Below are 21,450 nucleotides of genomic sequence, written 5' to 3' on the forward strand. Positions count from 1 at the left end.
TGTTACCGATCGATCTGTCGCACCCATTTTGGAAATAGGTATTAGAATCTAATCTATTAGATCTACTTTACAAAACTCAACAATTATGACTGTCGCTTACCCAAGAAAGTTACAAAACTCCATTGGCGCACGGGAAATCATGAGACAGGTAGTGCGCGATCGGGAAATCCATATCATCACCCTCAACCGCTACCGTTACAGCGAACAACGCAGCTGTAAAGACTTGACAGAAACTATTGAGACACTAAATGGCAAAGAACCAAGATTAATTCGGGATCTCTCGCATCACATTTCTGACGAAGCGCGTCACGCGATGTGGTTGACTGATTTGTTGGTAGATCTAGGGGAAAATGTTGGTACACCACCGGGTAGTTCTTACATACTAGAATTTGAGCGTTTGATGGATCGCGAAGATGATCCAGAGAAAGATTTAGACGATTTCGTTATTTCGACTCTGGCTGCAATAAATGTCACCGAAAAACGGGGTTGTGAATATTTTTCCGCTCACATTAACGCTTTGAAAGCAGCGCCACAAACTGAAGAAAATATTAAGATTCGGGAAACAATTGAGCGTATTTTCCCTGAAGAAGCAGGGCACGTTCGGTGGGGAAATCGTTGGCTGACAGAAATTGCGAGAAAAAGCCCAGAACATCGCCAGAAAGTTGAACAGGCTAAGCGCAAGTATACTGCGATCGAACAAGCAGCCTTTGAATCTGGAATGGATATTACCTTGGGTGCAGAACTGCGTCGCTTAGATAATCTGTTGGAAATTGCCAATACTATGCCTTTATGGCAACGTCCCCAATACTTGATGGAACGTCTTCCCCAAGCTTTGCTAGCACCTCAATTGCAAATGACTAGAATTCAAATAGCTCAAAGAGCTTGGAATCGCGATCCTCAAGCATTTATGGAAAAATTTGTGCCGATGTTCCTCACTGGCTTGAAAGGCGCAGTTGATAATCAGAAAAAAGCGACTGTTTAGAGACTTCTAGTAATTAAATGATCCAAATTTGTGGGGTGGGTAGGAAAGCCCGCCAGGGGCAGCGCTAGGCAAGATGCCTGCCCTACAAAAACCCCCATAAAAGTCGTAGGGGTAATTCATGAATTACCCCTACGACGGGTGATGTAATCCGACATTTTTAGGTAACAAAGAGCGATCGCAAGAGGCAGAGCCTCCATTCTTCGTACCCAGGTTCAACCTGGGTACGAGGATATGGGAGGTTCCACCTCCTTTGAGTGCAAGATCTGAGTATTACCTGGAACTAGTTCCACAAAAGCGCCAAGAAGCGATACTGTTGGTCTAGTACCCCAACAGAAGAAAAGGGAAACTTCTATGACTACCTTTGGGCCGGATGCAGAAACGGTTGCCACCCAAGATTTATCTAACAACGAGCTAACCAATGAATTGGTTGAACAAACAGTTAGTTACCAAGATCTGATCGAAACTGTAATCTCCAGCTTAGATCAGGATGATACTGCAATGGTTAGCAAAACTGAGGCGGGTCATTTGTGGAAGTTTAAATACGGTAGTGTTGAGGTATTTGTTCAACTTACCGGATCTACAGATGATGATACCTTCACAGTTTGGTCTTCGGTGTTAAAACTACCCGCTAAAGATGAATTAGGGTTAATGCGAAAACTTTTGCAAATGAACGGAACGGAAACATTGGAATCCCGTTTTGCCATTATCGAAGATCAAATAGTTGTAATTACTACTCGCACTGTGGCAGAACTTTCTCCAGGGGAAATCTCGCGTGCTATTACTATTGTCGCCACAATTGCTGATAATAATGATGAAGCTTTACAAGAGCAGTTTTGTTAGTAGTTATTGGTCATTAGTCATTGGTCATTAAAAAGGACAAATGATGCAATTTGCCAAAGATTCATACTAAAAAATTATCCCGATCGCAAATGACAAATGACCCATGACAAATGACAAATTCCGGTTAATTCCGCTGCTGTCGGCTTCAGGTAAAGTGCAAATGGCTATTGATGGGTGGCTATTAGAACAGCACAGATTAGGTTTACATCCTCCAGCTTTACGTTTTTATACTTGGTCGCCAGCGGCAATTTCTTTAGGATATCATCAGCGACGTTGGCCGGATTTTTGGGAAAATTTATCTTGGGAAAATACTAAATTAGATTTGGTGCGTCGTCCTACTGGGGGAAGGGCGGTTTTACATCAAGGTGATTTAACTTATGCGATTATTACTTCGGGAATTAGTGGGAGTCGGATGCAAGTTTACCAAAAGTTGTGTGAGTTTTTGATTGTGGGTTGGCGATCGCTCGGCGTAAACTTACACTATGGTACAGCTGGGCGCGGTTATATCCACAATCCTAATTGTTTCGCTACCCCTACAGGTGCAGATTTATTATTAGATAATGGTTCTAAACTGATTGGTAGCGCCCAAGTTTATCGGGATGGTGCTATTTTGCAACATGGTTCAATGCTCTTGCAACCTGATAAGTCTCTGTTCTCTCAAGTTTTTCCTGAAACTGCACCACCCACAATTAATTTACCTCTTCATCAGCAGGGAAAAAACTTAATTCCAACTGCGATCCAAGCACTAATTTGGGCCGCAGAAATTTGCTTTAATACTCAATTAGTATTGCAACCCTTGTCTGATTTAGAATGGAAATTAATTCAGGCTCAATTAAAAGATGGTTCTTTTGCCTGCAACTAAGCATTAATCAGTTGGCGAATTTCCGGTTGCTTTAATTTCAGCTTCTTCTTCCTCTTTTAGCGCTACATATTTTTGGCATTCAACAGTAGCACCTCTGTATGTCAGGTGAAAAGTGTGGGGAATTGCAGCTTCTTCTTTATGATGATTTTTCCACACTTGCCCGCGATATTTCCCTTCTAAATCAGCGTCGGCAACTTCGATATTATTTGGATTAGAAGCGTTATGTTCGTAGTTACTTCCCCGATAAAGGAGAGGTGGTTTTTTGTTGATTTCGCTCTCTGTTGTTGTTTGATTTGGTTGCCGCAATTTTATTGTTGAAAATGCTGCAATGACTAACAGTAACAGTTGAATTTGCCAAGGTGCTAATACCAAACTAAAAAGTAAGCAAATGACGATGACTAGACCACATAAATAGACTATTTCATCCGATGACTTTTTGAGAAAATACGTGGCAACAAAGACAATCGTCAATGGAATCATGAAAGAGAAGTTCACAGCTTTTACCTCTCGAATAAATCAACTCTAGCTTATCAATATTTTTGGCTTTAAACTACTAATTCGCTTATTATAACTCTCTATAATCCAGAAATTAGGTTAGATTATTAAGCTTTCTTGACAATCCTTCATTCTTAGTTGGATTTGTCCATATTTAGCAATTTTAATGATGACTGTCACTCAATTTTAAAAATTTTTCCATTTGCAACTAGGGACTAAGGATGAAAAGTCATCTTTCCCTCCTCCCAAGTCCCCAATTACCAATCCCCTTATTGACTATTTTCTATTAGTTGAGACTCGGCTGCTTGTTGAGCGAGTGCGGCAATTTGCAATCCTGGAGGATAGCTACCTTCTTCTTTAATTCGCTTAATTTGGGCTTCGGGAATTGTCACATTTAGCTTTTGAGCTAAAGCCCTGACGACATCGCCTCGATCGATCAAACCTGCCACAGCACCAGCAGGAGAAAGTACAGTAATTCTGGGTAAATTATCAGTTTCTAAGCGGTTAATTACATCTACCAAAAGGGTTTTTTCTTCTACATGATTGATTTTTGGCAAAGGTTTAACTATGCTATAAATGGTTTGAATTTCCCACTGACTTCTTTCAATAGCTCGCAAATCCTCAACACATACTAAACCGCGATATCGACCATCTGAAGCCGCAAAATATACTTCTTGTTGATTGGCATTTAGTAAGTAATCATCGGCAAATTGGCGTAAAGTCATATTAGCGTCAATGACGCGAAACTCTCTAGTCATTGCATCAGCAGCTGTTAACTGTAATAAAGTTTGTTGTACGCTGGTAACTTGATCGTAAGTGTTAGCATTTCGCAAAATAAACCAACCAAGTAGAGCAATCCATAATAAACCGGGCACCGATAAACCAAAGATTACACCAAAAATAATTCCTGCCCAACCGATGAATTTTCCAGTTTTAGCTGCCCAATGAATCGCTTTAAAACGATCGCCCGTCACCTTCCATACAGCAGCTTTTAAAATTTGCCCTCCATCTAAAGGTAATCCCGGAATTAAATTAAACAAAACCAAAACTAAATTAATTTCTGCTAAACGTTTGACTAGCACCAGTACCGGACTCAACTCGGAAAATGGCAGAGCGATCGAAGTGAAGATGATAAACAAAATAAAACTAACTGTAGGCCCTGCGATCGCCACTTGAAAAGATAAACCAGGGGTTTTTGATTCGCGATCGATCGCCGCAATCCCACCAAATAAAAATAAAGTGATCGAACTAACTTTGATGCCTTGCGATCGAGCAACTAAACTATGACCTAACTCATGCAATAACACCGATATAAACAGCAATAGTGCCATAAAAAACCCAATTAACCAAGCTGTTCCCTCAGACCAACCCGGATAATCTTGCTGTAAATTGATTCCATTGACGAAACTGAAAAAAGCTAAAATAATCAGCCACGATGGGTCGATGTACAATGGAATACCGAATATAGACCCGATTCGCCAGCCTGATTGCATAAATAACTTCCTTTAACTTTCTCTACTTATAAATTTAAAATACTATTTAATTTTCTAGCGCTCCCCTACTTAAGGTGAGAAATATGCTTCAGATCCCCGACTTCTTCTGTGAAGTTGGGGATCTGACTAAAAATCAGTCTCGATCTACAGGACTCCAGAGTTAGTCAGTCCCAAAATTACGCCAGCGCCTATAATGTGACCAAAGCAAGCACCTGCGATCAATTGTGGTAAACCAAAGCCCGGTACAGGCGAAGCTGGTTTACTGCCCCGATCTTGAGTAGCGTAGCGAACAATTACCAATGCGAGAATATTGCAAAGAATCATCACTACTCCTACCTGCAAAGACCAATTATCGGAGCGGATATTGACGGTTTGAGCGGCTAATAAAATTGAGTTAATCAAAATTCTTTCTCCTGTTTCGAGAAACTTGGCTTATTGACACACTCCCCTTGTTGAAACGAAGGGGATTCAAAAATGTTGTTCCGTAGCAGGGTAAACCCGTGCTACTCCACATTTTCTTCCTGTCTCTTAGGCTCTTAACTAGACGTTCAACCGATGTTTTCCGCCCCCGTCAGACCGCCTCCACAGGCATTTTTGTTTAACGTTCAGGAAGTACCCCTCCCCAAACGGATCTGAATCTTATTTTCGGAACAATTTCTCTACCTTTTCAGGTTCCCAGAGTGCAGGTCGCGTCACCGTTACTGATTTCTTGGGTGATATTTGTCTCGACGATCCATGATGGGGCCCACTTACCCGGTAATAGTAATTGCGCTTTACCGCTTACAGCATTATACCAGAAGCAGAGGGAAACCGATCGCTTAAACTAAAGCACGCCTGCGTTACCCAAACCTAAAATTACCCCAGCGCCCAGGATGTGACCAAAACTCATGGTTGCCAACAGTTCAGCCAAAGTAAAATTACGGAAGAGTGCAGGTTTAGAAACGGGGAGATCTGGGCTTTGTCCAGGATTTTTAATGGCAAACCGACCTATGGCAATGGCGAGTAAGTTGCAGAAGATCATCACAGCGCCAACCGCTGGACTCCAACTGGCTGTGGTGGGAGCAGTGTACTCAACCCCTAGTAAAATTGAGTGAATCAAGATGCGTCTCCATTACAGAAGTTCATCAAGAATTATAAAAAGCTGTGATGCAAAAAACTCTTTTTGTTTTAAGAGTTAACATAATCGCAAAATTTTGATACAAATCCAAACAATTTCAGAGGTAGAAGAAAAAATGCGGGTGAAGATTTGCGGGATTACGAAACTAGAACAAGGGAATGCGATCGCTCAACTGGGCGCAACAACTTTAGGATTTATCTGTGTCCCCTCCTCTCCCCGCTATGTTACGGTAGAAAAAATTTCTGCCGTCATTCAAGGACTTGACCACAAAGTTGACTGCATTGGGGTATTTGCAGATACCACTGTGGCGGAAATTTGTCAAACTGTAACCGCCACAGGATTAAGGGGAGTTCAGTTACACGGTAATGAATCCCCCGAATTTTGCCAACAGTTGCGCCAGTCCTTACCAGAAAGAGAAATTATCAAAGCTTTAAGAGTGCGAACCGCTCAATGTTTAACTAACTCAGAAAGTTATGCTAATTCTGTAGATATGCTCTTATTAGATGCTTATCATCCTACTCAATTGGGTGGCACTGGTAAAACTTTAGATTGGGCTACACTAAAAAACTATAAACCTTGTCTGCCTTGGTTACTCGCTGGTGGATTAACACCAGATAATATTGTCGATGCTTTGAGTTTATTACAACCGGATGGAATTGATTTATCTAGTGGTGTAGAGCGATCGCCAGGAGATAAAGACTTAGATAAAGTCGCCCAACTATTTACACAACTAAAGGAAAATTACTGCCTGAATTACTAACGAAGGTTAAGTCTCTGTAATTGAGCTTCTACAGCATTCAAATATCCTCGATCTGTTAAAATTTCCGGTGATAGTTTCTTAGCTTTAATTGCCGCTGCAACTAATTCTTCTGCACGTAATTTTCCCATACCATGAGCAGAGACAAGACCCAAATAACTAGGAATACCTTGCTCCTTAAAATAACCTTGGTCAGCCATCGTCACCAGAGCAAAAGGTGTGAGTTGATAAACAGGGTTTATGGTCGCTCTATAAGTTGCTGAATTGATTGCTTGCGTTTGAGCTTGAGCTACTGGTATAGACAAAGAAGATAACAATAGTAAAGACAAAGTGCCAAGAATTAGGCGTTTCATAACACCCTCCAAAATGAATTACCAAAAATGTGATTTTTAGCTTTACTTATCACCCTAATAACGCGAGAAACTTTTGGATTAAGTTGCTGTTTCTGATGTTTCTTTAGAGGATTGAATTAATCGTCTTCCCCAAGGCTTCAACACTGAAATTACTATCAGGAAAACAAGGCTTCCAGTTTGAATGAGTCCTCCGATAATCACTCCTTTTTGATCCAGTACGTAGAGAGGATTATGGAGAGCCTGCGATCGTTGTGTATCAGAAATAGCTGTCATTGCATTAAGCCAAGGGCCAAGCCAAATAGTTCCTGTTGTAATTAGAGTAACTGTTGCCACCCATTTCACAATCACCCAGTAATGTTTTGTGAATCCCCAAATTGTTAGCCAACTGAGCAATCCCCCTGTCAACAAAGACAGCATCGCTGTGGGAATAATCACCCAATCATCAATAAATTTCAGCACTGAGTTAATGGCATACAATTCATCGCCATTGGAGGTATTTCCTTTAGCGATCGCACTGGCAACAAGACAAAATGCTGCACCAAACCATAACCCACCTGACACAACATGGAGGGAAACAAGCCAGTTCTTAGGCTTAACACTCAACTTTTTCATCTTCTCTTAAATAAGGGATTACCTATTTACCACGAGCAAACCCTCGCTATTAGGTAACTAATAGTTAGGCAGTCGATAATTAGTCACCTAAGTAATATAGCAAAGTAAACATTCTTTGTAAAGAGTTACAGGATCGGCTAGGGTTCTAGCATTGCAGGAGTACCTGCTTTTAACTTTTGTAGAAGCTTAATCAAAGTTTTCTTTTCGCTGGGGGAAAGATGTGCCATCAAGCGGGTGGTGCGACAAAATTGATCGGGTAGCATTTGATCGAGAAGGGTGCGCCCTTTATCGGTTAAGTGAATTTTCAGCATTCGGCGATCGCCTGGATCGCTGCGTCGTTCTAGTAAACCATCTCGCTCCAATCCGTCTAGCAGTCCAGTAATCGTGGCGCGAGTCACCCCCGATCGGTCTGCACATTCAGAAGGCGTGAGTCCATCCACCTGTAACAGTTGCATCAATAGGGTAAATTTGCCCATCGATAGTTCATAACGGGCAAAGTGAGTTTCCAAAGCAGTTTGCACGTCCGCACTGGCACGGAGAAATTCCAGACAGACTTCTGTGGAAGCTACATCAAGGTCAGGATAGCGTTGGGCAAGGTTTTCTAAGGCGGCGCGATCGACGACTCGATCTATGAAAGGACGTAAAATAGCCAAGTTTTAGTCATCTCCTTTAGCGGCTAACTATACGGTAGCTGATTAGTTAGCGGGCTGTCCTTTTCCGGGTTGAAAATTTGTTCGTTGTGAGGACTTTAGTCCTATTCTTTTGCTAACCAATATGACTAAAGTCACTACAACGAACTTATGCGTGATTAATTAAGGGGAATTTAGATTTGAGATGAAACAAAAATCTTTCATCTCAAATCTAAATCCTTCAATTTTTAGAAGAAAGCAGGTTGGTGACGAATTAAATTGAGGAATTCCTCACGAGTTTTTTGTTCATCTTGGAATACTCCTACCATTGCACTAGTAACAGTCCAAGAACCAGGTTTTTGTACACCGCGCATCACCATACACATATGGGTAGCTTCCATAACTACAGCTACACCTTTTGGTTCTAAAATGGTTTGAACTGCTTCGGCAATTTGGCGAGTTAAACGTTCTTGAACTTGTAAACGGCGGGAATACATTTCCACAATTCTGGCTAATTTGCTCAGTCCCACTACTTTTTGGTTAGGGATATAAGCAACGTGCGCTCTACCCATGAAAGGTAACATATGGTGTTCGCAAAGGCTAAAGAAATTGATATCTCTTACGAGTACCATTTCGTTGTGACCTTCATCAAAAATGGCATTATTTACCAGTTCTTCAAGAGACTGATTGTAGCCGCTGGTGAGGAAGCGCATTGCCTCTGCAACTCGCTTGGGAGTTTTCAGCAATCCTTCTCGTTCGGGATCTTCTCCTACTCCCAAAAGCATTGTTCGTACAGCATCCATCATTTCTTGGTTGCTTTCTTCGGAAGGAGGGTGTAATTTTGCTTCTCGACCATTTAAGGTGTTGCGATCGGGCCGAGTTGAGACATTAAGAGTGCCGTTGGTGTTGACAGCAAGAGATTGAGATCCGTTAGAACCGTTGGAGGCGTTGGAGGAAGCGATAATCATGATTAGCCTTAAGTTTAGAGAATTAAGTGAAAACGGGAGTAAGTCGCTACAATGTGCCAGCACTAGGCATGAGAGTTAACTCTTCGAGTACTGCTTGTTCTGGTAGCAGTGCGGTCACCAGAATTGAGTGGGCTACTGTTTCTGGGGTAAGCATGGATGAGCGATCGAAACCCAGATCCATTGTCTCTGTGTCCCAAAAGGGAGTATTAACCGAACCGGGACAGATCGCACTCACCCGAATGCCATGAGCGCGTTCTTCAGCTGCGAGAGTTTTGGAGAGTGCCATCAAGCCAAATTTGCTGACGCAGTATGCGCCCCAACCAGGAAAAACTTGTTGACCTGCTATTGAACTGACGTTGATAATTGTTCCTTTCTGGCGATCGCGCATTTGAGGTAATACACCCTGAATGCACTGAAATACGCTGGTAAGATTCAGGTCAATTACCTTTTGCCATTCTGAAAGCGGAGTATCTACAATGTTTTTGCTGTACCCCATACCTGCATTATTTACCAAGATGTCGAGCGGGCCAAAATCTGCCGCGATCGCTTGCATTTTTGCTTTTACCTGGTCAATTTCAGCTAAGTCTATGGGATAAGCTTTTGCCGTCACCCCAGCTTTTGCTGCTTCTTGAACCACCGCCGCTAATTTTTCTTGAGAGCGACTTAATAATCCTACATGAATCCCAGCCTGAGCAAATGCTAAAGCTGTTGCTTTACCAATGCCACTGCTGGCTCCTGTAATCAGTGCGCGTCTTTCGCTGGAAGCACTCATGAAGTTGAATTGTCTCGAAATTTGCCTTTAACACCCATCGCTTCCGGGCAACTGCCAAGGGGCAAGTTGATCTTCCCAAAATTTGTGATGGTGCGCTCATTCTACTTACCCCAACTTAGAGCAAGCTGAGTATGAGAGCTTGTGTAAACAAATGTTACACTCTGATTATATCATTAGGCATAGATTTGAAACTATATTGAAAAGATTTCAAGCTGGCAATTCCATGAATACGCCTATGCGACGGAACTTTTGATAACGTAATTCCCGACGTTCGCTATTGGTCATTTGGGAGAGTTCTGTTAAGTGATGTAAAATTGCCTGTTTAAGTGTAGCTGCTGTTTTCAGGGGGTCGGAGTGAGCGCCCCCGATCGGTTCTGCTAACAAATCGTCTAAAATTCCCAAATTTTTCAAATCTGCGGCTGTAATTTTCAGGGCTTCAGCGGCTTGAGGAGCTTTGGTAGCATCTTTCCAGAGGATAGAAGCACAGGCTTCGGGGCTTGCGACGGTGTAAACTGAGTGTTCAAACATTAAGAGTCGATCGCCCACGGCAATTCCTAAAGCACCACCCGAACCACCTTCACCAATTACAGTACAGATAATTGGCACATCTAAGCGAAACATTTCTCTTAAATTGTAAGCGATCGCTTCTCCTTGACCTAATTGTTCTGCTTCCACACCTGCCCAAGCACCGGGAGTATCAATAAAAGTGATAATTGGCATACTGAAGCGATCGGCGTGTTCCATTAATCGCATGGCTTTGCGATAACCACCCGGAGAAGCCATTCCAAATCGCCGCACCACATTATCTTTAGTATCACGTCCTTTTTGATGTCCCAACATCACCACTGGACGACCTGCGATACTACCCACACCACCAACTAAAGCGGGGTCATCGCTACCGCTGCGATCGCCGTGTAACTCCATCCATTCATCACTAATCGCCTGAATATAATCCAAAGTACTAGGGCGGCGGGGATGACGTGCCAACTGTATCTTTTGCGCGGGAGACAGATTACTAAAGATTTCGTGACGCAGTTCTAGGGCTCGTGATTCCAGCTGACGGATCTGCTCGGTGACATCAACTCCGTTTTCTGTAGCTAGCTCACGGATCTGATCGATGCGATTTTCTAATTCAGCCAGGGGCTTTTCAAAATCTAATAGGTAAGGTTTGCGCTCAGAAGTTACCACGTTACTCAACTACTATTGACGATAATGTGCTTTTTCGATCGTACACCTTATCTTGACATTCTTTATCGAAAAGCTTGACCGAATGTATATCAAAGTAAAGGTATAAAGTCTATCGAGATTTGAGCGAGCCTATGTACCCGAATTTCTCACCTAATTTCTATTTGCAATACAGTAGGTTGCTTTAAACATTTATTAACCGAAATATAGATAATAAAAAGGCTAATCTATGTTCACAACTAGAGCAACTATCGCCATATTAATTATCGTCGCTATTTGCAACCTTTGGAAAACCCTGATTTAATTGCTAAGGTTGAGGGAGTAATATCTGTGAATGAAATTCAATATAATTTGCGATTTACGGGGGGAGATTCGTTTCTTTGAAGCTGAAAGATAGTAGGTTAGGTTAAATATTGCTTAATCCTAACCTACAGACTGTAAAAAACGCTAAGTTATCATCAAAATGACAGCAACGGTCGAAATCCGTGCTTCACTGAAACTTCGCCAATTTGTTCCATTTTTGCCACTGTAATTTGGTTTCTTCCCCAAGAAAAGTTGGTGTACCACTTTTCAAATTCGAGTAGCATTGATTCAGCGAAACAGGCAAATAATTGGCGTGCTGGTACGTCCATGTTGACGATGCTCATGATTTTCCAATCAATATCGAGGGAATGTTCCACGATACCGCCATTGAGGACGTAGACACCGGGATGCTGAATTTTTGTGCCTAAGTTTTTGGGATAGCCGCCATCGATTAATAAACAAGGGTGTTTTAAGACTGTCGGATCGATTTCTACGCCTTTGGGCATACTGGCGACCCAAACAATGATATCGGCTAAAGGTAGGGCTTCTTCTAATCCCATGATTTTGCCGCGACCTAGTTCTTCTTGTAGAGAGTTTAAGCGATCGCGATCGCGAGCAATCAACAACAACTCTGCCACATCAGTTCGCGCATTTAGCCAGCGGCAAATTGCACTACCAATATCGCCTGTTGCGCCACAAATTGCTACTGTTGCCTTCGATAGTTCAATCCCCAATTCTTTCGAGGCTTGTTCTACTTGCCGAGAAATAATGTAAGCTGTGTGGGTATTGCCTGTAGTAAAGCGCTCAAATTCTAATTTAATATTGCGAACTTGAGTGATTTGATTAAGATTGAAATTTTCAAAAATAATTGAAGAAAAACCACCTAAAGCAGTAATGTTAATCCCATGTTTTTGAGCATGAGCCATTGCATTTACAATTTTGCGTGTTGCTGCTTTAATCCTTCTATTTGCCAACATTTCTGGCAAAAAGCAAGATTCTACATATTGTCCTTCAATCTTTTGACCTGTAATGCTGGTGACTGTAATTTTATCGACAATCTGAGGTGGTGCAGAACACCAAAAATCTAAGCCTTGATCGGCATATTCCGGGTAGCCCAAGTCTCTTGCTACTAATTGGGCGTGTTCTAAACTGGTAAGGTGACCTATGAGACCAAACATGAATTCTTAAGAGCAGACCTGTTATTTAGGCTGAAGTAAAGGTTAAAAAGAAATACAGTTATTCGCAGTTATAAAATCCTACACAAAATTGCCGATTAGAATAATTATTGGCTAATCGGCATTAGTATTGATTTTGCCTGCTTTTCCTAATTAGCACGAGTTGTTTGAGAGCTTTTAGGATACTTTATGAAATGGATTAGGCAGCTGCGAGTCCATAAGCTGACATTCGCATAATATCGCGAGTGGTGAAACCAATATTACTTAAAGCTTCGCCATAAGCGATCATGAAATCTTCAACTAAAGCATCTTTTTCCATTGCTAAAACACGGGCATCATCTGCGACTTGATTGAGCATTTGCCAAACTATAGGTAAGTTTTGCTTATTTGCTGCTTCTAATTCCGCTTTTGATGCGGCAAAATTTGCTTTGAGCCAAACTTCGCCAAAGTTGAGGTGTGAATATTCGTCTTTGACGACACCTTCAGTAATTTTGCGGGCAAAGTCGTCAGCTACGGGGATGTAGATGTTGTATGCAGCGATCGCAAAACACTCGATAATCAGAGCTTGAATCAGCAAACAAGTAACTACTTTGCCTTCGGCGAGTGCATCTTGGAAATTTTGATGCAGTTGGGCGAAGAACTCACGGGCAAACTCCATGTCCGGTGTCACTTGGAGATTACGACCACAAGCTTCAAATCCTTTCTTGTGGCGACTTTCCATTTTGGAAAGACGGATTAACTCTTCTTCGTGATCCGGTAGCAGTTTAGCCAGTTGAATGTAGTTTTCGTGGGCTTCTTGTTCGCCTTCAATCACGATCGCATTAATGCGGCTGTAAGCGTCTTTATAGTTCTCGCTGTGGAAGTCTAGTGGTGCACTGGCTTCTAGCTGCGGCATAAGTAACTTGTCTCCTCAACTTTATTTGGTAGATATTGGTCGATATGCGCGTAGCGCACGCTGCGCTACGCCCATATCGACTCTGGGCTGAGATTTAGGGCAAAAAAGCTACCCTGCATTATTAGATACAATTTACCAGAATCACCAGAAATCACTGATTTTTCTCGTCACATCATCATCTTTCGACTTACTTTATCATTAACTGTAATCTGCCAGACTGATATCTAGCCTGAGCATGATCACTGGAGTTAATACCTAGTCTGTTATTGTAGGCAACTATTCAGTTATTTGCTCACTTTTCAGAAAATCGATACCTAAAAAAAGTTTCTACACTTACTTGACTTATGAATCAACCTCAGTCTGGGCCAAACACTACACCCATTTTCCCTCACTCTATCCTGACATGGTTAAATCCACTTTTGCTGGTCTTTGGTGCCATCCTAGTCTTAACGCCGTTGCTGGTGGTTTTTTTCACCTCCTTTGCTCCTCTGGGGGCTATTCCTAGTAGCGGCTTGCCAGCTAAACTGACTTTTGAGAACTACCAGGAAGCTTGGCGACGGGGTAATTTTCTGCTAGCGTTTGCTAATTCCACTTTGGTAGCTTTGGCGGTGACGGCGTTTCAGGTTGTTACCTCGGCTTTGGCAGGTTACGCTTTAGCTAGATTGCGATTTCGTGGTCGTCAGGCTTTGCTGCTAATTATTTTAGCTACTTTAGTCATTCCCTTTCAGTTATTAGTAATTCCTATCTTTTTGGTGCTGAAATGGGGACATTTAATTAATACTTACTGGGCGCTAATTTTACCTACAGCCGCTAACGGTTTTGGAATATTCTTATTGCGCCAATATTTCCTAACTGTGCCTCTGGAATTGGAAGAAGCTGCTGCTTTAGATGGGGCAAATCGGTTACAAATTCTCTGGCAAATAATGATTCCTTTGTCTCGCCCTGCTTTAGTCACTCTGTTTCTGTTCACTTTTATTGGTGAGTGGAATGATTTGTTTAAACCTTTGGTTTTTACCACTCGACCCGAATTGAGAACAGTACAATTGGCTTTGTCAGAGTTTCAAGCACAATATACAAATTATTGGCCTTTGTTAATGGCTTCTGTAATCATCGCTACTGTACCAGTAGTGGTGTTATTTCTCATTGGTCAAAAGCAATTTATTCGCGGTATTGCTACTACTGGGATTAAGAATTAGGGACTGGGAACTAGGGGTTAGGGGTTAGGGAAGAACTCCCGAGAGCACCCCTGCACCGAGAGCTCCCCTGCTAACTGAGGATTCTTAAGCGAACAATTTGTTGCCCTTCGTCATCTAAGGGGACTTCGATGACTTCGCCGGAGAGACGTTCTATGCAGGAGAGGAGCGATCGCAAATGTGGTGTACTCGCGCCTGTGTCTACGTAAAGTCGATCGGCTAAACTGCCTAAACGTTTCCAAGTTGTGTAGAATTTGGCGATCGTTTGTTCTAACTGCGCCGCTTGTTTTACTAAGTCAGAAGCAGTATTTAAACAACCTACTCGCAAGGCATCTTCTAATGCCATTTCTACATCAATTGATGATTGATTAATTGCTTGTACTTGAGCAGCGGCATGGAGATATTTTGCTAAATTCCGCGCCTCAGAAGTTACTTGTTTTAATTTATCTACTGTTGGTTCTTCGGCAACTTCTTCTTGGAGGAAGTTAACATGAGATTCGGGTAATTTTCCTAATTCTTTAACTAAAGGTGTCAGGTAGCGGGAAGGGAGGGTATGATCGGCGACTTTTGCTTTTACTTCTTCTGGGAGGAGATCGGAACTCATTGCTGTCCATTCATCGGTTAATTGACGGACTTCGCGCCTGGTGATCCGATCGCCTTTTTGTGCTGCTTCTGTCACCATTTGTTGTACTTCTGGGGAAGATTTAGCTGTTTCCACAAAAGCGCGTTTACTAAAATTTCTAATCGCATTTGGGTCAAGTTTTCCTTCTTCTAGTAAAGTATCGGCGCTATTAGCCAATTCTATTAAGGAATATGCTTGACTTTTGCTAATTTCTCGCTCTTTAAGCCAGTTTAAAAAGCCGCTACCCCTACCGTCGCCGCGTTTCTTTTCTCTGTCGCGGATCGCCCTTAAAATGCGCCCCCGCCAAATTTCCGTTAGCAGATCGAAGCGATCGCAAACTTGCCAAGCGGTATCTAGCTTTTCTTGAAATTCACGATCGGTAATTTGTTCGTCTTCGGGATCGGGCAATTGAAAGTTGATATCCCTGATACCTTCTAAGGCAGATGCGAGGTCTTCTTGGGACAGAGGATTTTCAGGCATGGAAAAGCGATCTTTAGGTCACAGAACGATCATTATTGCACGATCGGTCGAGAGATGCAGCGAGCTACTGGATATTTTTTCATTTTCTAGTATTAAAAAAATCTCACAGACTTTTAAGATTTGCAAAGTAAAATTAGTTACCCTAGTATAAATGACTCTACTGCCAAGGTATTCTTTTTATTTATGCACTTTCCGAACCCAATACAGGCAATTGACTACCAGACATTAACTGTATACCCTAATACGCCTTTGTTAGAAATGCTGTCATTGATGAATCAGGTTCGAGGGAGAAACTGTGTTTTATATAATCCAACAGAAACTAACAGCAAAGATGCTAGTTTACTAGATGTTTCTCTGTCCGATGATTTAGCGGAGTATGAAGTAAATAGTTGCGTTTTAGTAGTTGAAGAAGATTATATTAAAGGTATAGTTACCGAACGAGACATTGTAAATTTGCTGGCGACAGGGCAAAACTTAGCTGTACCTGTTGCGGCAATTATGACTAAAGAAGTTATTACTTTATCTTTATCGCAATTTAAAGATGTTTTTGTTGCATTAACATTATTGCGGCAACATAAAATTCGCCATTTGCCAATTGTAGACGAGCGGGGCAAATTAATCGGTATTGTCACACCAGGAACTATTCGTCGTGTCTTACAACCTGCGAGTTTATTGGCAATGCGCCGAGTAGGTGATGTGATGACAAGAGAAGTAATTCATGTTGCTGGTAACACTTCAATTTTACATTTAGCTCAATTAATGAATCAGCATCAAGTGAGCTCAGTTGTCATTACTTCCCAGTCAACTTCTCTACAATTAATTCCTGTGGGAATAGTCACTGAAAGAGACATTGTACAAATGCAAATTTTAGGTTTGAATTTAGCACAGGTGTTGGCGGAAACTGTGATGAGTCAACCTTTATTTTGTCTGCATCCAGAAGATTCTTTGTGGTTAGCACATGAAGAAATGCAACGGCGGTTAGTGCGCCGTTTGGTAGTGGTTAGTAAAGCAGGTGAACTTATAGGAATTGTGACTCAAAGTAGCATTTTGCGCTCGCTCGATCCGATCGAATTATACAATGTTGTGGAAACACTACAGGAAGTAGTAGAAACTCAAACAACTGAATTAGTTCAAGCTAATCAACAATTACAAAAGCAAACAGAAGAAGTATATCGCGCCCTAGAAAAAGAACAGGAAGTTAATAGGCTAAGATCGCAATTTATTTCCATGGTTTTCCACGAATTTCGTAATCCCCTAAGTGCGATTATTATGTCAGTTCAAACCATCCAAATTCATGATTATAGACTTTCCGAAGTCAGAAAAAATATGTGTTTGGAACAAATTCACAATTCTGCTCAACAAATGATCCGACTGATAGAGGATCTTTTGATCATAGGCAGAACCGATCCCAGTAAGGTTCAAGCTAATCCTCTACCCATAAATTTACCATCTTTTTGTCAAAGCCTATTGGAAGAATTACAATTTTCTGATGAACAGGGACATGATATCTGCTTTACTTATCAGGGTCAACAAGATTTACTTGTTGAATTTGACGAACAATGGTTGCGCTATGTTCTCTCAAATTTATTATGTAATGCTCTCAAATATTCTCCCCAAGGTAGTACTGTAAAGTTGCGACTCTCGATTGATAATCAACAGGTAATTTTTCAAGTAATAGATCGGGGAATTGGCATTCATCCAGAAGATCGATCAAATTTATTTGAGCCATTTTATCGGGGTAAAAATGTTTCTAGTATTGCGGGTTCTGGTTTGGGATTAGCGATCGTCAAAAATTATGTAGAATTACTCAAAGGTCAAATTAGTTTCACTAGTGAAGTTGGAGTAGGCACAACTTTTACTGTAATCTTGCCATTAAATAATTGAAAAAATTTGAATATTTTTAAATTTAAGTAATAGACTATGAATTAGTTACATTCAGGTAAATATGGCAACGACAGTCGATATCGGAACTCTGATTATCAGTACACCAGAAACCTGTGGGAATCGTCCTATAATTGCCGGACATCGCATTACCGTTGAACTGATTGCAGTTGCACACAAAGCGGGAATAACTCCAGAAGAAATTGTCAAAGAAAGACCGCAGTTAACATTAGCACAAGTTCACGCAGCCTTAGCTTACTACTATGCTAATCAAGCAGAAATTGATGCGAGTATAGCCGCAGAAGAGGCTGAATGGGAACGTTTGGAAGCTGAATAATAAACTTTTATTTCACATTCACAAAATTACTATCTCGCAAAAAGTCTAAAATCGCTTCATTGACAATTTCGGGACAACTTGCGGAAGGGTCATGACCACAATCGGGTAAAATCTTTAATTGAGAACCGGGTAAACGCAGTTGTAGTTTTTTCCCATTACTCACATCAAACCATCGGTCTTGTTCTCCCCATAAAATCAAAGTTGGACAATTAATTTTTGGCAAGTTTTCTTGAATATTACTGATAATGTTCGGTTCTTTATTCAGTAAGCGTTCAATTTCTCTGGCAGAGTTTCGCAGTTCTTCGGCGTATTTGGTAATGGCATTGGTAAAGTTAATATAAGGGTAAGAAATCCAGTAAATATCTTCGGAAGTGATTGATTCTGGATTTACTACTACTTCTTGCCGTTCAATTTCGATGATTCGTCTCACCATTGGCGCAAAGATTTTAGTAAGTCTTAAGTTATCTACGGTTTGCACTAAATCTATTGGTAAATAAGATAGTAATCTCATGGCGCGATTTGGTAATCTTTCTGGGAAAATTGGCACATTTATGACTACTAAAAGAGCGAACAATTCTGGATATGAACTAGCTGCGCCTAATGTTACTAATGCGCCTAAAGAAATTGCTACAACTATCGCAGGTTCATCGGTTAAAGCTTCAATAATTCCCTTGATTTCGATGATTTGATGTCCTACTTGTTCGGCGGATAATGGTCGATCGGAAAATCCATGACCTTTAGCATCGAAACAAATCACGCGAAAGTGTTGAGAAAGTCGCTCGATATTATGTCGCCAACCGTAACTCCAACTACCAATTCCATGCACTAAAAATAAAGGTTTGCCTTTACCTTTTTCCCCATAGGCAATTTTCACGGGATAACCGTTAGCGTCAGTAATTGTAACAGTTTGCCGACCTTTCGGAAATGTTCTTGACCACCAATCTTGCATTTTATTCACTCCTCACCATTGAAATATTCAGGTTATCTGTTACCTGTTATCAGACTTAAGAAGAAACTAACGATCAAAACGCTAATAGCACCGACAACTGTCACGAACAAAATTAACCCTATTAACAAGAAAAACAAAAACCATTTATCTGCTTTTTGACTCGTTTCAGGTAATTGTAAATGCTCTTCTAACAAAGCGACATTTTTGACGTTAGCTTTCCAAGCAACATCAAATAAATCTCCGACTACTGGTACGCTTCCGGCAAAGGTATCAAACAAAATGTTAGAAAACATTCGCATTAAAATTTCTTTTGGTAATCCCAACATCGCTGATTCCCAGATGATGTAAGCGGCGAAGAAAGCTGAGACTGTATCGCCTCCACCAGGGATTAATCCTAATATTGGATCGATACCAAAGCGAAATCTTGTTCCGGGAATGGCAATAGCGTTATCTAAGACATGACTAATCCTCCGTAGGCGTTTGAGGGTGGATGCTTTACGTTCAGTTTGTGAGATCATAGCGGCAGTAAAATAAGAAGAGGTTAAGTTTTACAAGTTTTGCTTGGGCAAAATCCAGTATATTTAAAGCTAAAACTCTGCTCTTTCACCAAGAGGCAGAGCCTCTATTATTCGTTCCCTGGTTGAACCTGGGAACGAGTATCTGGGAGGTGGAACCTTCCCTGGTGCAAGATTTGAGTAAAAGGGCGTTTTGTCTTTATATAAGCAGTTGGTAATAAGAAAGAAATTAAAGATATGAGTCAAGATATTAGTCAGTGGATAGCGGAAATTCAGGCTATGCGGGAACAGGTAGCGCAAGCACAACGCGATCGCGATACCGCGTTGGAAACTGCTACCAAGTGGAGTGAGCTTTACAACACCGAAGCAGAACAACGCCGCAAGGAAGCCAAGCTATCACAAGAAATGATAGAAGCACTCAAAGCAGAAATCCAGCAACTAAAGGCTGGTATTACGCTGAAAACAGATGATTCTCTGGATGTAGAGGCTATTTCTCAAGAGGTAGAACAGCTACAAACTGTAACTCAATTGCAGGAGAAACTTATTGAAGTGACGATCGAACGCGAACAATTAATTAAAGCCTTAAAAGCCGAACAAGAAAACCACGTCAACACTCGCCAAAGCTTGACTACTGCTTTAAGCGATATGGTAGATCTCCTCACCAAACATTCTGGTAGCGATGGGGAAACTGCACCAAAACCTAAGAGTGAGGAGAAGCAACCGGAACCTACGAAGTTGCCCGAATCAACTAAAAAACCTATACAATTACCAATTAAAGCTAAAAGCCCATCACTTCAGCTACCGCCGACAAGACCGGCTCCACCCCGCTCTTAAATTGGTTTTCACAGTGTTTAATTGCTGTATCTGGGTCTTTTAGTCCATTTCCGGTGAGGACACAAACTACTGTTGCACCGTTGGGAATTTGGTCTTGAACTTTCAACATTCCGGCAACGGAAGCAGCACTGGCGGGTTCGCAGAAAATCCCTTCTTCGGAAGCTAACAACCGATAAGCTGCTAAAATTTCTGCGTCGGTGACGGCGTTAAATGCTCCTTGACTAGCTTGTTGTGCGGCAATGGCTTTTTCCCAACTCGCTGGGTTGCCAATGCGAATGGCTGTGGCTATGGTTTCGGGGTGTGCGACTGGTTTACCTGTGACGATCGGTGCGGCTCCAGCGGCTTGAAATCCCATCATTTGCGGTAGGCGATCGCATTTTCCTTCTTGGTGGTATTGACAAAAACCCATCCAATATGCTGTGATATTTCCCGCATTACCAACGGGGATACACAACCAATCAGGCGCATTACCCAAAGCATCAACTACTTCAAAAGCACCTGTTTTCTGCCCTTCCAAGCGATAAGGGTTAACAGAGTTGACCAAAGTTACCGGATAGCTTTGAGCCATTTCCCGGACAATATTGAGCGCGTCGTCAAAATTTCCTTTAATTGCCAGCACTTCTGCGCCATAAAGTAAAGCTTGGGCTAATTTACCCAAAGCCACATAACCATCAGGAATCAACACAAACGCCCGCATTCCACCCCGTCGCGCATAAGCAGCTGCGGAAGCGGAAGTGTTACCAGTGCTAGCACAAATGACAGCTTGAGCACCAGCTTCTTTGGCTTTAGATATTGCCAAAGTCATGCCTCGGTCTTTAAAACTGCCAGTGGGATTAAGTCCGTCAAACTTTACGAACACGCGGACTTGTCTACCGATTTGAGATGCGATCAAAGGAACTGGAATCAACGGTGTATTGCCTTCCAACAAAGTCACTACAGGCGTGTCCGATGTCACTGGCAAATAAGGACGATAGGCTTCGATAAGACCAGGCCAGCTGTTTAGTTTAGAGTCAGCAAGGGAAAGACTAGCAATCACAGATACAACAAAACTCCGAAATATACCCTCAGTTTACCCCGGAAGGTTACTTCGTGGGGGGTTAGGGGTTGGGGGTTGGGGGTTGGGGGGTTGGGGAGTTGGGGAGTTGGGGGAAAATAATTTAACTAACTACTTTTCAACTCTCCCTAAACCCAAACCCCAAAA

Annotated in this window: 24 protein-coding genes; 8 read left to right on the forward strand and 16 right to left on the reverse strand. The window is 41.8% G+C overall.

The features are described from left to right. Positions 1 to 85: 85 nt before the first annotated feature. The 3 genes from ACE1CC_RS20400 to ACE1CC_RS20410 all read left to right on the forward strand — a co-directional run bounded on the left by ACE1CC_RS20400 (position 86) and on the right by ACE1CC_RS20410 (position 2,684). Entirely contained in the window at positions 86 to 982 is an 897-nt protein-coding gene (locus ACE1CC_RS20400) for a ferritin-like domain-containing protein (RefSeq protein ID WP_413272273.1), read from the forward strand. 351 nt (positions 983 to 1,333) lie between these two features. Continuing rightward, positions 1,334 to 1,822, forward strand: coding sequence for a YbjN domain-containing protein (locus ACE1CC_RS20405; protein WP_413272274.1), 489 nt, complete (start codon positions 1,334 to 1,336; stop codon positions 1,820 to 1,822). A 103-nt stretch (positions 1,823 to 1,925) separates the two neighbouring features. After that, positions 1,926 to 2,684 (forward strand): lipoate--protein ligase family protein, encoded by a 759-nt coding sequence (locus tag ACE1CC_RS20410; RefSeq protein ID WP_413272275.1) that lies wholly within the window; start codon positions 1,926 to 1,928, stop codon positions 2,682 to 2,684. 3 nt (positions 2,685 to 2,687) lie between these two features. On the opposite strand, the gene ACE1CC_RS20415 is transcribed toward ACE1CC_RS20410, so the two are convergent. The 4 genes from ACE1CC_RS20415 to psaK (ACE1CC_RS20430) form a co-directional block, all read right to left on the reverse strand. Further along, positions 2,688 to 3,179 (reverse strand): DUF4278 domain-containing protein, encoded by a 492-nt coding sequence (locus tag ACE1CC_RS20415; RefSeq protein ID WP_413272276.1) that lies wholly within the window; start codon positions 3,177 to 3,179, stop codon positions 2,688 to 2,690. A gap of 269 nt (positions 3,180 to 3,448) precedes the next feature. Then, positions 3,449 to 4,672 (reverse strand): site-2 protease family protein, encoded by a 1,224-nt coding sequence (locus tag ACE1CC_RS20420; RefSeq protein ID WP_413272277.1) that lies wholly within the window; start codon positions 4,670 to 4,672, stop codon positions 3,449 to 3,451. A 144-nt stretch (positions 4,673 to 4,816) separates the two neighbouring features. Then, positions 4,817 to 5,074 (reverse strand): photosystem I reaction center subunit PsaK, encoded by a 258-nt coding sequence (gene psaK / locus ACE1CC_RS20425; RefSeq protein ID WP_413267947.1) that lies wholly within the window; start codon positions 5,072 to 5,074, stop codon positions 4,817 to 4,819. 421 nt (positions 5,075 to 5,495) lie between these two features. Then, the gene (psaK, locus tag ACE1CC_RS20430) at positions 5,496 to 5,774 is read right to left on the reverse strand and encodes a photosystem I reaction center subunit PsaK (RefSeq protein WP_322744731.1); all 279 of its coding nucleotides are present in this window, start codon (positions 5,772 to 5,774) and stop codon (positions 5,496 to 5,498) included. A 130-nt stretch (positions 5,775 to 5,904) separates the two neighbouring features. Here psaK (ACE1CC_RS20430) and ACE1CC_RS20435 point away from each other — a divergent pair, with 130 nt between their 5' ends. Beyond that, positions 5,905 to 6,549, forward strand: a complete 645-nt coding sequence (locus ACE1CC_RS20435; RefSeq protein ID WP_413272294.1) for a phosphoribosylanthranilate isomerase — start codon at positions 5,905 to 5,907, stop codon at positions 6,547 to 6,549. On the opposite strand, the gene ACE1CC_RS20440 is transcribed toward ACE1CC_RS20435, so the two are convergent. The 8 genes from ACE1CC_RS20440 to ACE1CC_RS20475 form a co-directional block, all read right to left on the reverse strand. Next, the gene (locus ACE1CC_RS20440; protein WP_413272278.1) at positions 6,546 to 6,899 is read right to left on the reverse strand and encodes a hypothetical protein; all 354 of its coding nucleotides are present in this window, start codon (positions 6,897 to 6,899) and stop codon (positions 6,546 to 6,548) included. The two genes, ACE1CC_RS20435 and ACE1CC_RS20440, sit on opposite strands and share 4 nt — an antisense overlap. Positions 6,900 to 6,977: 78 nt before the next feature. Continuing rightward, the gene (locus tag ACE1CC_RS20445; RefSeq protein ID WP_413272279.1) at positions 6,978 to 7,511 is read right to left on the reverse strand and encodes a hypothetical protein; all 534 of its coding nucleotides are present in this window, start codon (positions 7,509 to 7,511) and stop codon (positions 6,978 to 6,980) included. A gap of 137 nt (positions 7,512 to 7,648) precedes the next feature. Beyond that, the gene (locus tag ACE1CC_RS20450; protein ID WP_413272280.1) at positions 7,649 to 8,164 is read right to left on the reverse strand and encodes a MarR family winged helix-turn-helix transcriptional regulator; all 516 of its coding nucleotides are present in this window, start codon (positions 8,162 to 8,164) and stop codon (positions 7,649 to 7,651) included. A 224-nt stretch (positions 8,165 to 8,388) separates the two neighbouring features. After that, a complete protein-coding gene (gene folE / locus ACE1CC_RS20455; protein WP_413272281.1) occupies positions 8,389 to 9,108 on the reverse strand; it encodes a GTP cyclohydrolase I FolE in 720 nt (239 codons plus the stop codon). Between the two features lie 46 nt (positions 9,109 to 9,154). Next, on the reverse strand, positions 9,155 to 9,880 hold the full coding sequence (locus ACE1CC_RS20460) for an SDR family oxidoreductase (RefSeq protein ID WP_413272282.1): 726 nt from the start codon (positions 9,878 to 9,880) through the stop codon (positions 9,155 to 9,157). Positions 9,881 to 10,087: 207 nt separating this feature from the next. Continuing rightward, the gene (locus ACE1CC_RS20465) at positions 10,088 to 11,068 is read right to left on the reverse strand and encodes an acetyl-CoA carboxylase carboxyltransferase subunit alpha (protein WP_413272283.1); all 981 of its coding nucleotides are present in this window, start codon (positions 11,066 to 11,068) and stop codon (positions 10,088 to 10,090) included. A 455-nt stretch (positions 11,069 to 11,523) separates the two neighbouring features. Beyond that, positions 11,524 to 12,546: a long-chain acyl-[acyl-carrier-protein] reductase gene (locus ACE1CC_RS20470; RefSeq protein WP_413272284.1), complete on the reverse strand. Its 1,023-nt coding sequence runs from the start codon at positions 12,544 to 12,546 to the stop codon at positions 11,524 to 11,526. A gap of 196 nt (positions 12,547 to 12,742) precedes the next feature. Further along, positions 12,743 to 13,438, reverse strand: coding sequence for an aldehyde oxygenase (deformylating) (locus ACE1CC_RS20475; RefSeq protein WP_413272285.1), 696 nt, complete (start codon positions 13,436 to 13,438; stop codon positions 12,743 to 12,745). Positions 13,439 to 13,782: 344 nt separating this feature from the next. Here ACE1CC_RS20475 and ACE1CC_RS20480 point away from each other — a divergent pair, with 344 nt between their 5' ends. Beyond that, complete coding sequence (locus ACE1CC_RS20480) at positions 13,783 to 14,634, forward strand: carbohydrate ABC transporter permease (protein ID WP_413272286.1); 852 nt, start codon at positions 13,783 to 13,785, stop codon at positions 14,632 to 14,634. Positions 14,635 to 14,704: 70 nt separating this feature from the next. Here the strand turns inward: ACE1CC_RS20480 and ACE1CC_RS20485 are convergent, their stop codons facing one another. Beyond that, complete coding sequence (locus ACE1CC_RS20485; protein ID WP_413272287.1) at positions 14,705 to 15,733, reverse strand: hypothetical protein; 1,029 nt, start codon at positions 15,731 to 15,733, stop codon at positions 14,705 to 14,707. Positions 15,734 to 15,916: 183 nt separating this feature from the next. Here ACE1CC_RS20485 and ACE1CC_RS20490 point away from each other — a divergent pair, with 183 nt between their 5' ends. Both ACE1CC_RS20490 and ACE1CC_RS20495 read left to right on the forward strand, forming a co-directional pair. Further along, complete coding sequence (locus ACE1CC_RS20490; RefSeq protein WP_413272288.1) at positions 15,917 to 17,617, forward strand: CBS domain-containing protein; 1,701 nt, start codon at positions 15,917 to 15,919, stop codon at positions 17,615 to 17,617. 61 nt (positions 17,618 to 17,678) lie between these two features. Then, positions 17,679 to 17,951, forward strand: coding sequence for a DUF433 domain-containing protein (locus ACE1CC_RS20495; protein ID WP_413272289.1), 273 nt, complete (start codon positions 17,679 to 17,681; stop codon positions 17,949 to 17,951). A gap of 7 nt (positions 17,952 to 17,958) precedes the next feature. Here ACE1CC_RS20495 and ACE1CC_RS20500 read toward each other — a convergent pair whose 3' ends face one another. Continuing rightward, on the reverse strand, positions 17,959 to 18,900 hold the full coding sequence (locus ACE1CC_RS20500) for an alpha/beta fold hydrolase (RefSeq protein WP_413272290.1): 942 nt from the start codon (positions 18,898 to 18,900) through the stop codon (positions 17,959 to 17,961). A 32-nt stretch (positions 18,901 to 18,932) separates the two neighbouring features. Next, positions 18,933 to 19,418 (reverse strand): DUF4112 domain-containing protein, encoded by a 486-nt coding sequence (locus tag ACE1CC_RS20505; protein WP_413272291.1) that lies wholly within the window; start codon positions 19,416 to 19,418, stop codon positions 18,933 to 18,935. Between the two features lie 234 nt (positions 19,419 to 19,652). Between ACE1CC_RS20505 and ACE1CC_RS20510 the strand changes: the two genes are divergently transcribed. After that, positions 19,653 to 20,249, forward strand: coding sequence for a hypothetical protein (locus tag ACE1CC_RS20510; protein ID WP_413272292.1), 597 nt, complete (start codon positions 19,653 to 19,655; stop codon positions 20,247 to 20,249). On the opposite strand, the gene thrC is transcribed toward ACE1CC_RS20510, so the two are convergent. Next, a complete protein-coding gene (gene thrC / locus ACE1CC_RS20515; protein ID WP_413272293.1) occupies positions 20,194 to 21,285 on the reverse strand; it encodes a threonine synthase in 1,092 nt (363 codons plus the stop codon). The genes ACE1CC_RS20510 and thrC overlap by 56 nt on opposite strands. Positions 21,286 to 21,450 lie beyond the last annotated feature (165 nt).

Source organism: Floridaenema aerugineum BLCC-F46 (assembly GCF_041929345.1).
Taxonomy (GTDB): domain Bacteria; phylum Cyanobacteriota; class Cyanobacteriia; order Cyanobacteriales; family Aerosakkonemataceae; genus Floridanema; species Floridanema aerugineum.

Bases quoted from the DNA above. Each gene is read 5' to 3' on its own strand.
- folE (WP_413272281.1), bottom strand. From the start codon at position 9,108: ATGATTATCGCTTCCTCCAACGCCTCCAACGGTTCTAACGGATCTCAA.
- ACE1CC_RS20500 (WP_413272290.1), bottom strand. From the start codon at position 18,900: ATGCAAGATTGGTGGTCAAGAACATTTCCGAAAGGTCGGCAAACTGTT.
- ACE1CC_RS20480 (WP_413272286.1), top strand. From the start codon at position 13,783: ATGAATCAACCTCAGTCTGGGCCAAACACTACACCCATTTTCCCTCAC.
- ACE1CC_RS20505 (WP_413272291.1), bottom strand. From the start codon at position 19,418: ATGATCTCACAAACTGAACGTAAAGCATCCACCCTCAAACGCCTACGG.
- ACE1CC_RS20410 (WP_413272275.1), top strand. From the start codon at position 1,926: ATGACAAATGACAAATTCCGGTTAATTCCGCTGCTGTCGGCTTCAGGT.
- ACE1CC_RS20435 (WP_413272294.1), top strand. From the start codon at position 5,905: ATGCGGGTGAAGATTTGCGGGATTACGAAACTAGAACAAGGGAATGCG.
- ACE1CC_RS20445 (WP_413272279.1), bottom strand. From the start codon at position 7,511: ATGAAAAAGTTGAGTGTTAAGCCTAAGAACTGGCTTGTTTCCCTCCAT.
- ACE1CC_RS20420 (WP_413272277.1), bottom strand. From the start codon at position 4,672: ATGCAATCAGGCTGGCGAATCGGGTCTATATTCGGTATTCCATTGTAC.
- ACE1CC_RS20460 (WP_413272282.1), bottom strand. From the start codon at position 9,880: ATGAGTGCTTCCAGCGAAAGACGCGCACTGATTACAGGAGCCAGCAGT.
- ACE1CC_RS20470 (WP_413272284.1), bottom strand. From the start codon at position 12,546: ATGTTTGGTCTCATAGGTCACCTTACCAGTTTAGAACACGCCCAATTA.
- ACE1CC_RS20440 (WP_413272278.1), bottom strand. From the start codon at position 6,899: ATGAAACGCCTAATTCTTGGCACTTTGTCTTTACTATTGTTATCTTCT.
- ACE1CC_RS20490 (WP_413272288.1), top strand. From the start codon at position 15,917: ATGCACTTTCCGAACCCAATACAGGCAATTGACTACCAGACATTAACT.
- ACE1CC_RS20400 (WP_413272273.1), top strand. From the start codon at position 86: ATGACTGTCGCTTACCCAAGAAAGTTACAAAACTCCATTGGCGCACGG.
- ACE1CC_RS20485 (WP_413272287.1), bottom strand. From the start codon at position 15,733: ATGCCTGAAAATCCTCTGTCCCAAGAAGACCTCGCATCTGCCTTAGAA.
- ACE1CC_RS20405 (WP_413272274.1), top strand. From the start codon at position 1,334: ATGACTACCTTTGGGCCGGATGCAGAAACGGTTGCCACCCAAGATTTA.
- ACE1CC_RS20510 (WP_413272292.1), top strand. From the start codon at position 19,653: ATGAGTCAAGATATTAGTCAGTGGATAGCGGAAATTCAGGCTATGCGG.
- ACE1CC_RS20495 (WP_413272289.1), top strand. From the start codon at position 17,679: ATGGCAACGACAGTCGATATCGGAACTCTGATTATCAGTACACCAGAA.
- ACE1CC_RS20475 (WP_413272285.1), bottom strand. From the start codon at position 13,438: ATGCCGCAGCTAGAAGCCAGTGCACCACTAGACTTCCACAGCGAGAAC.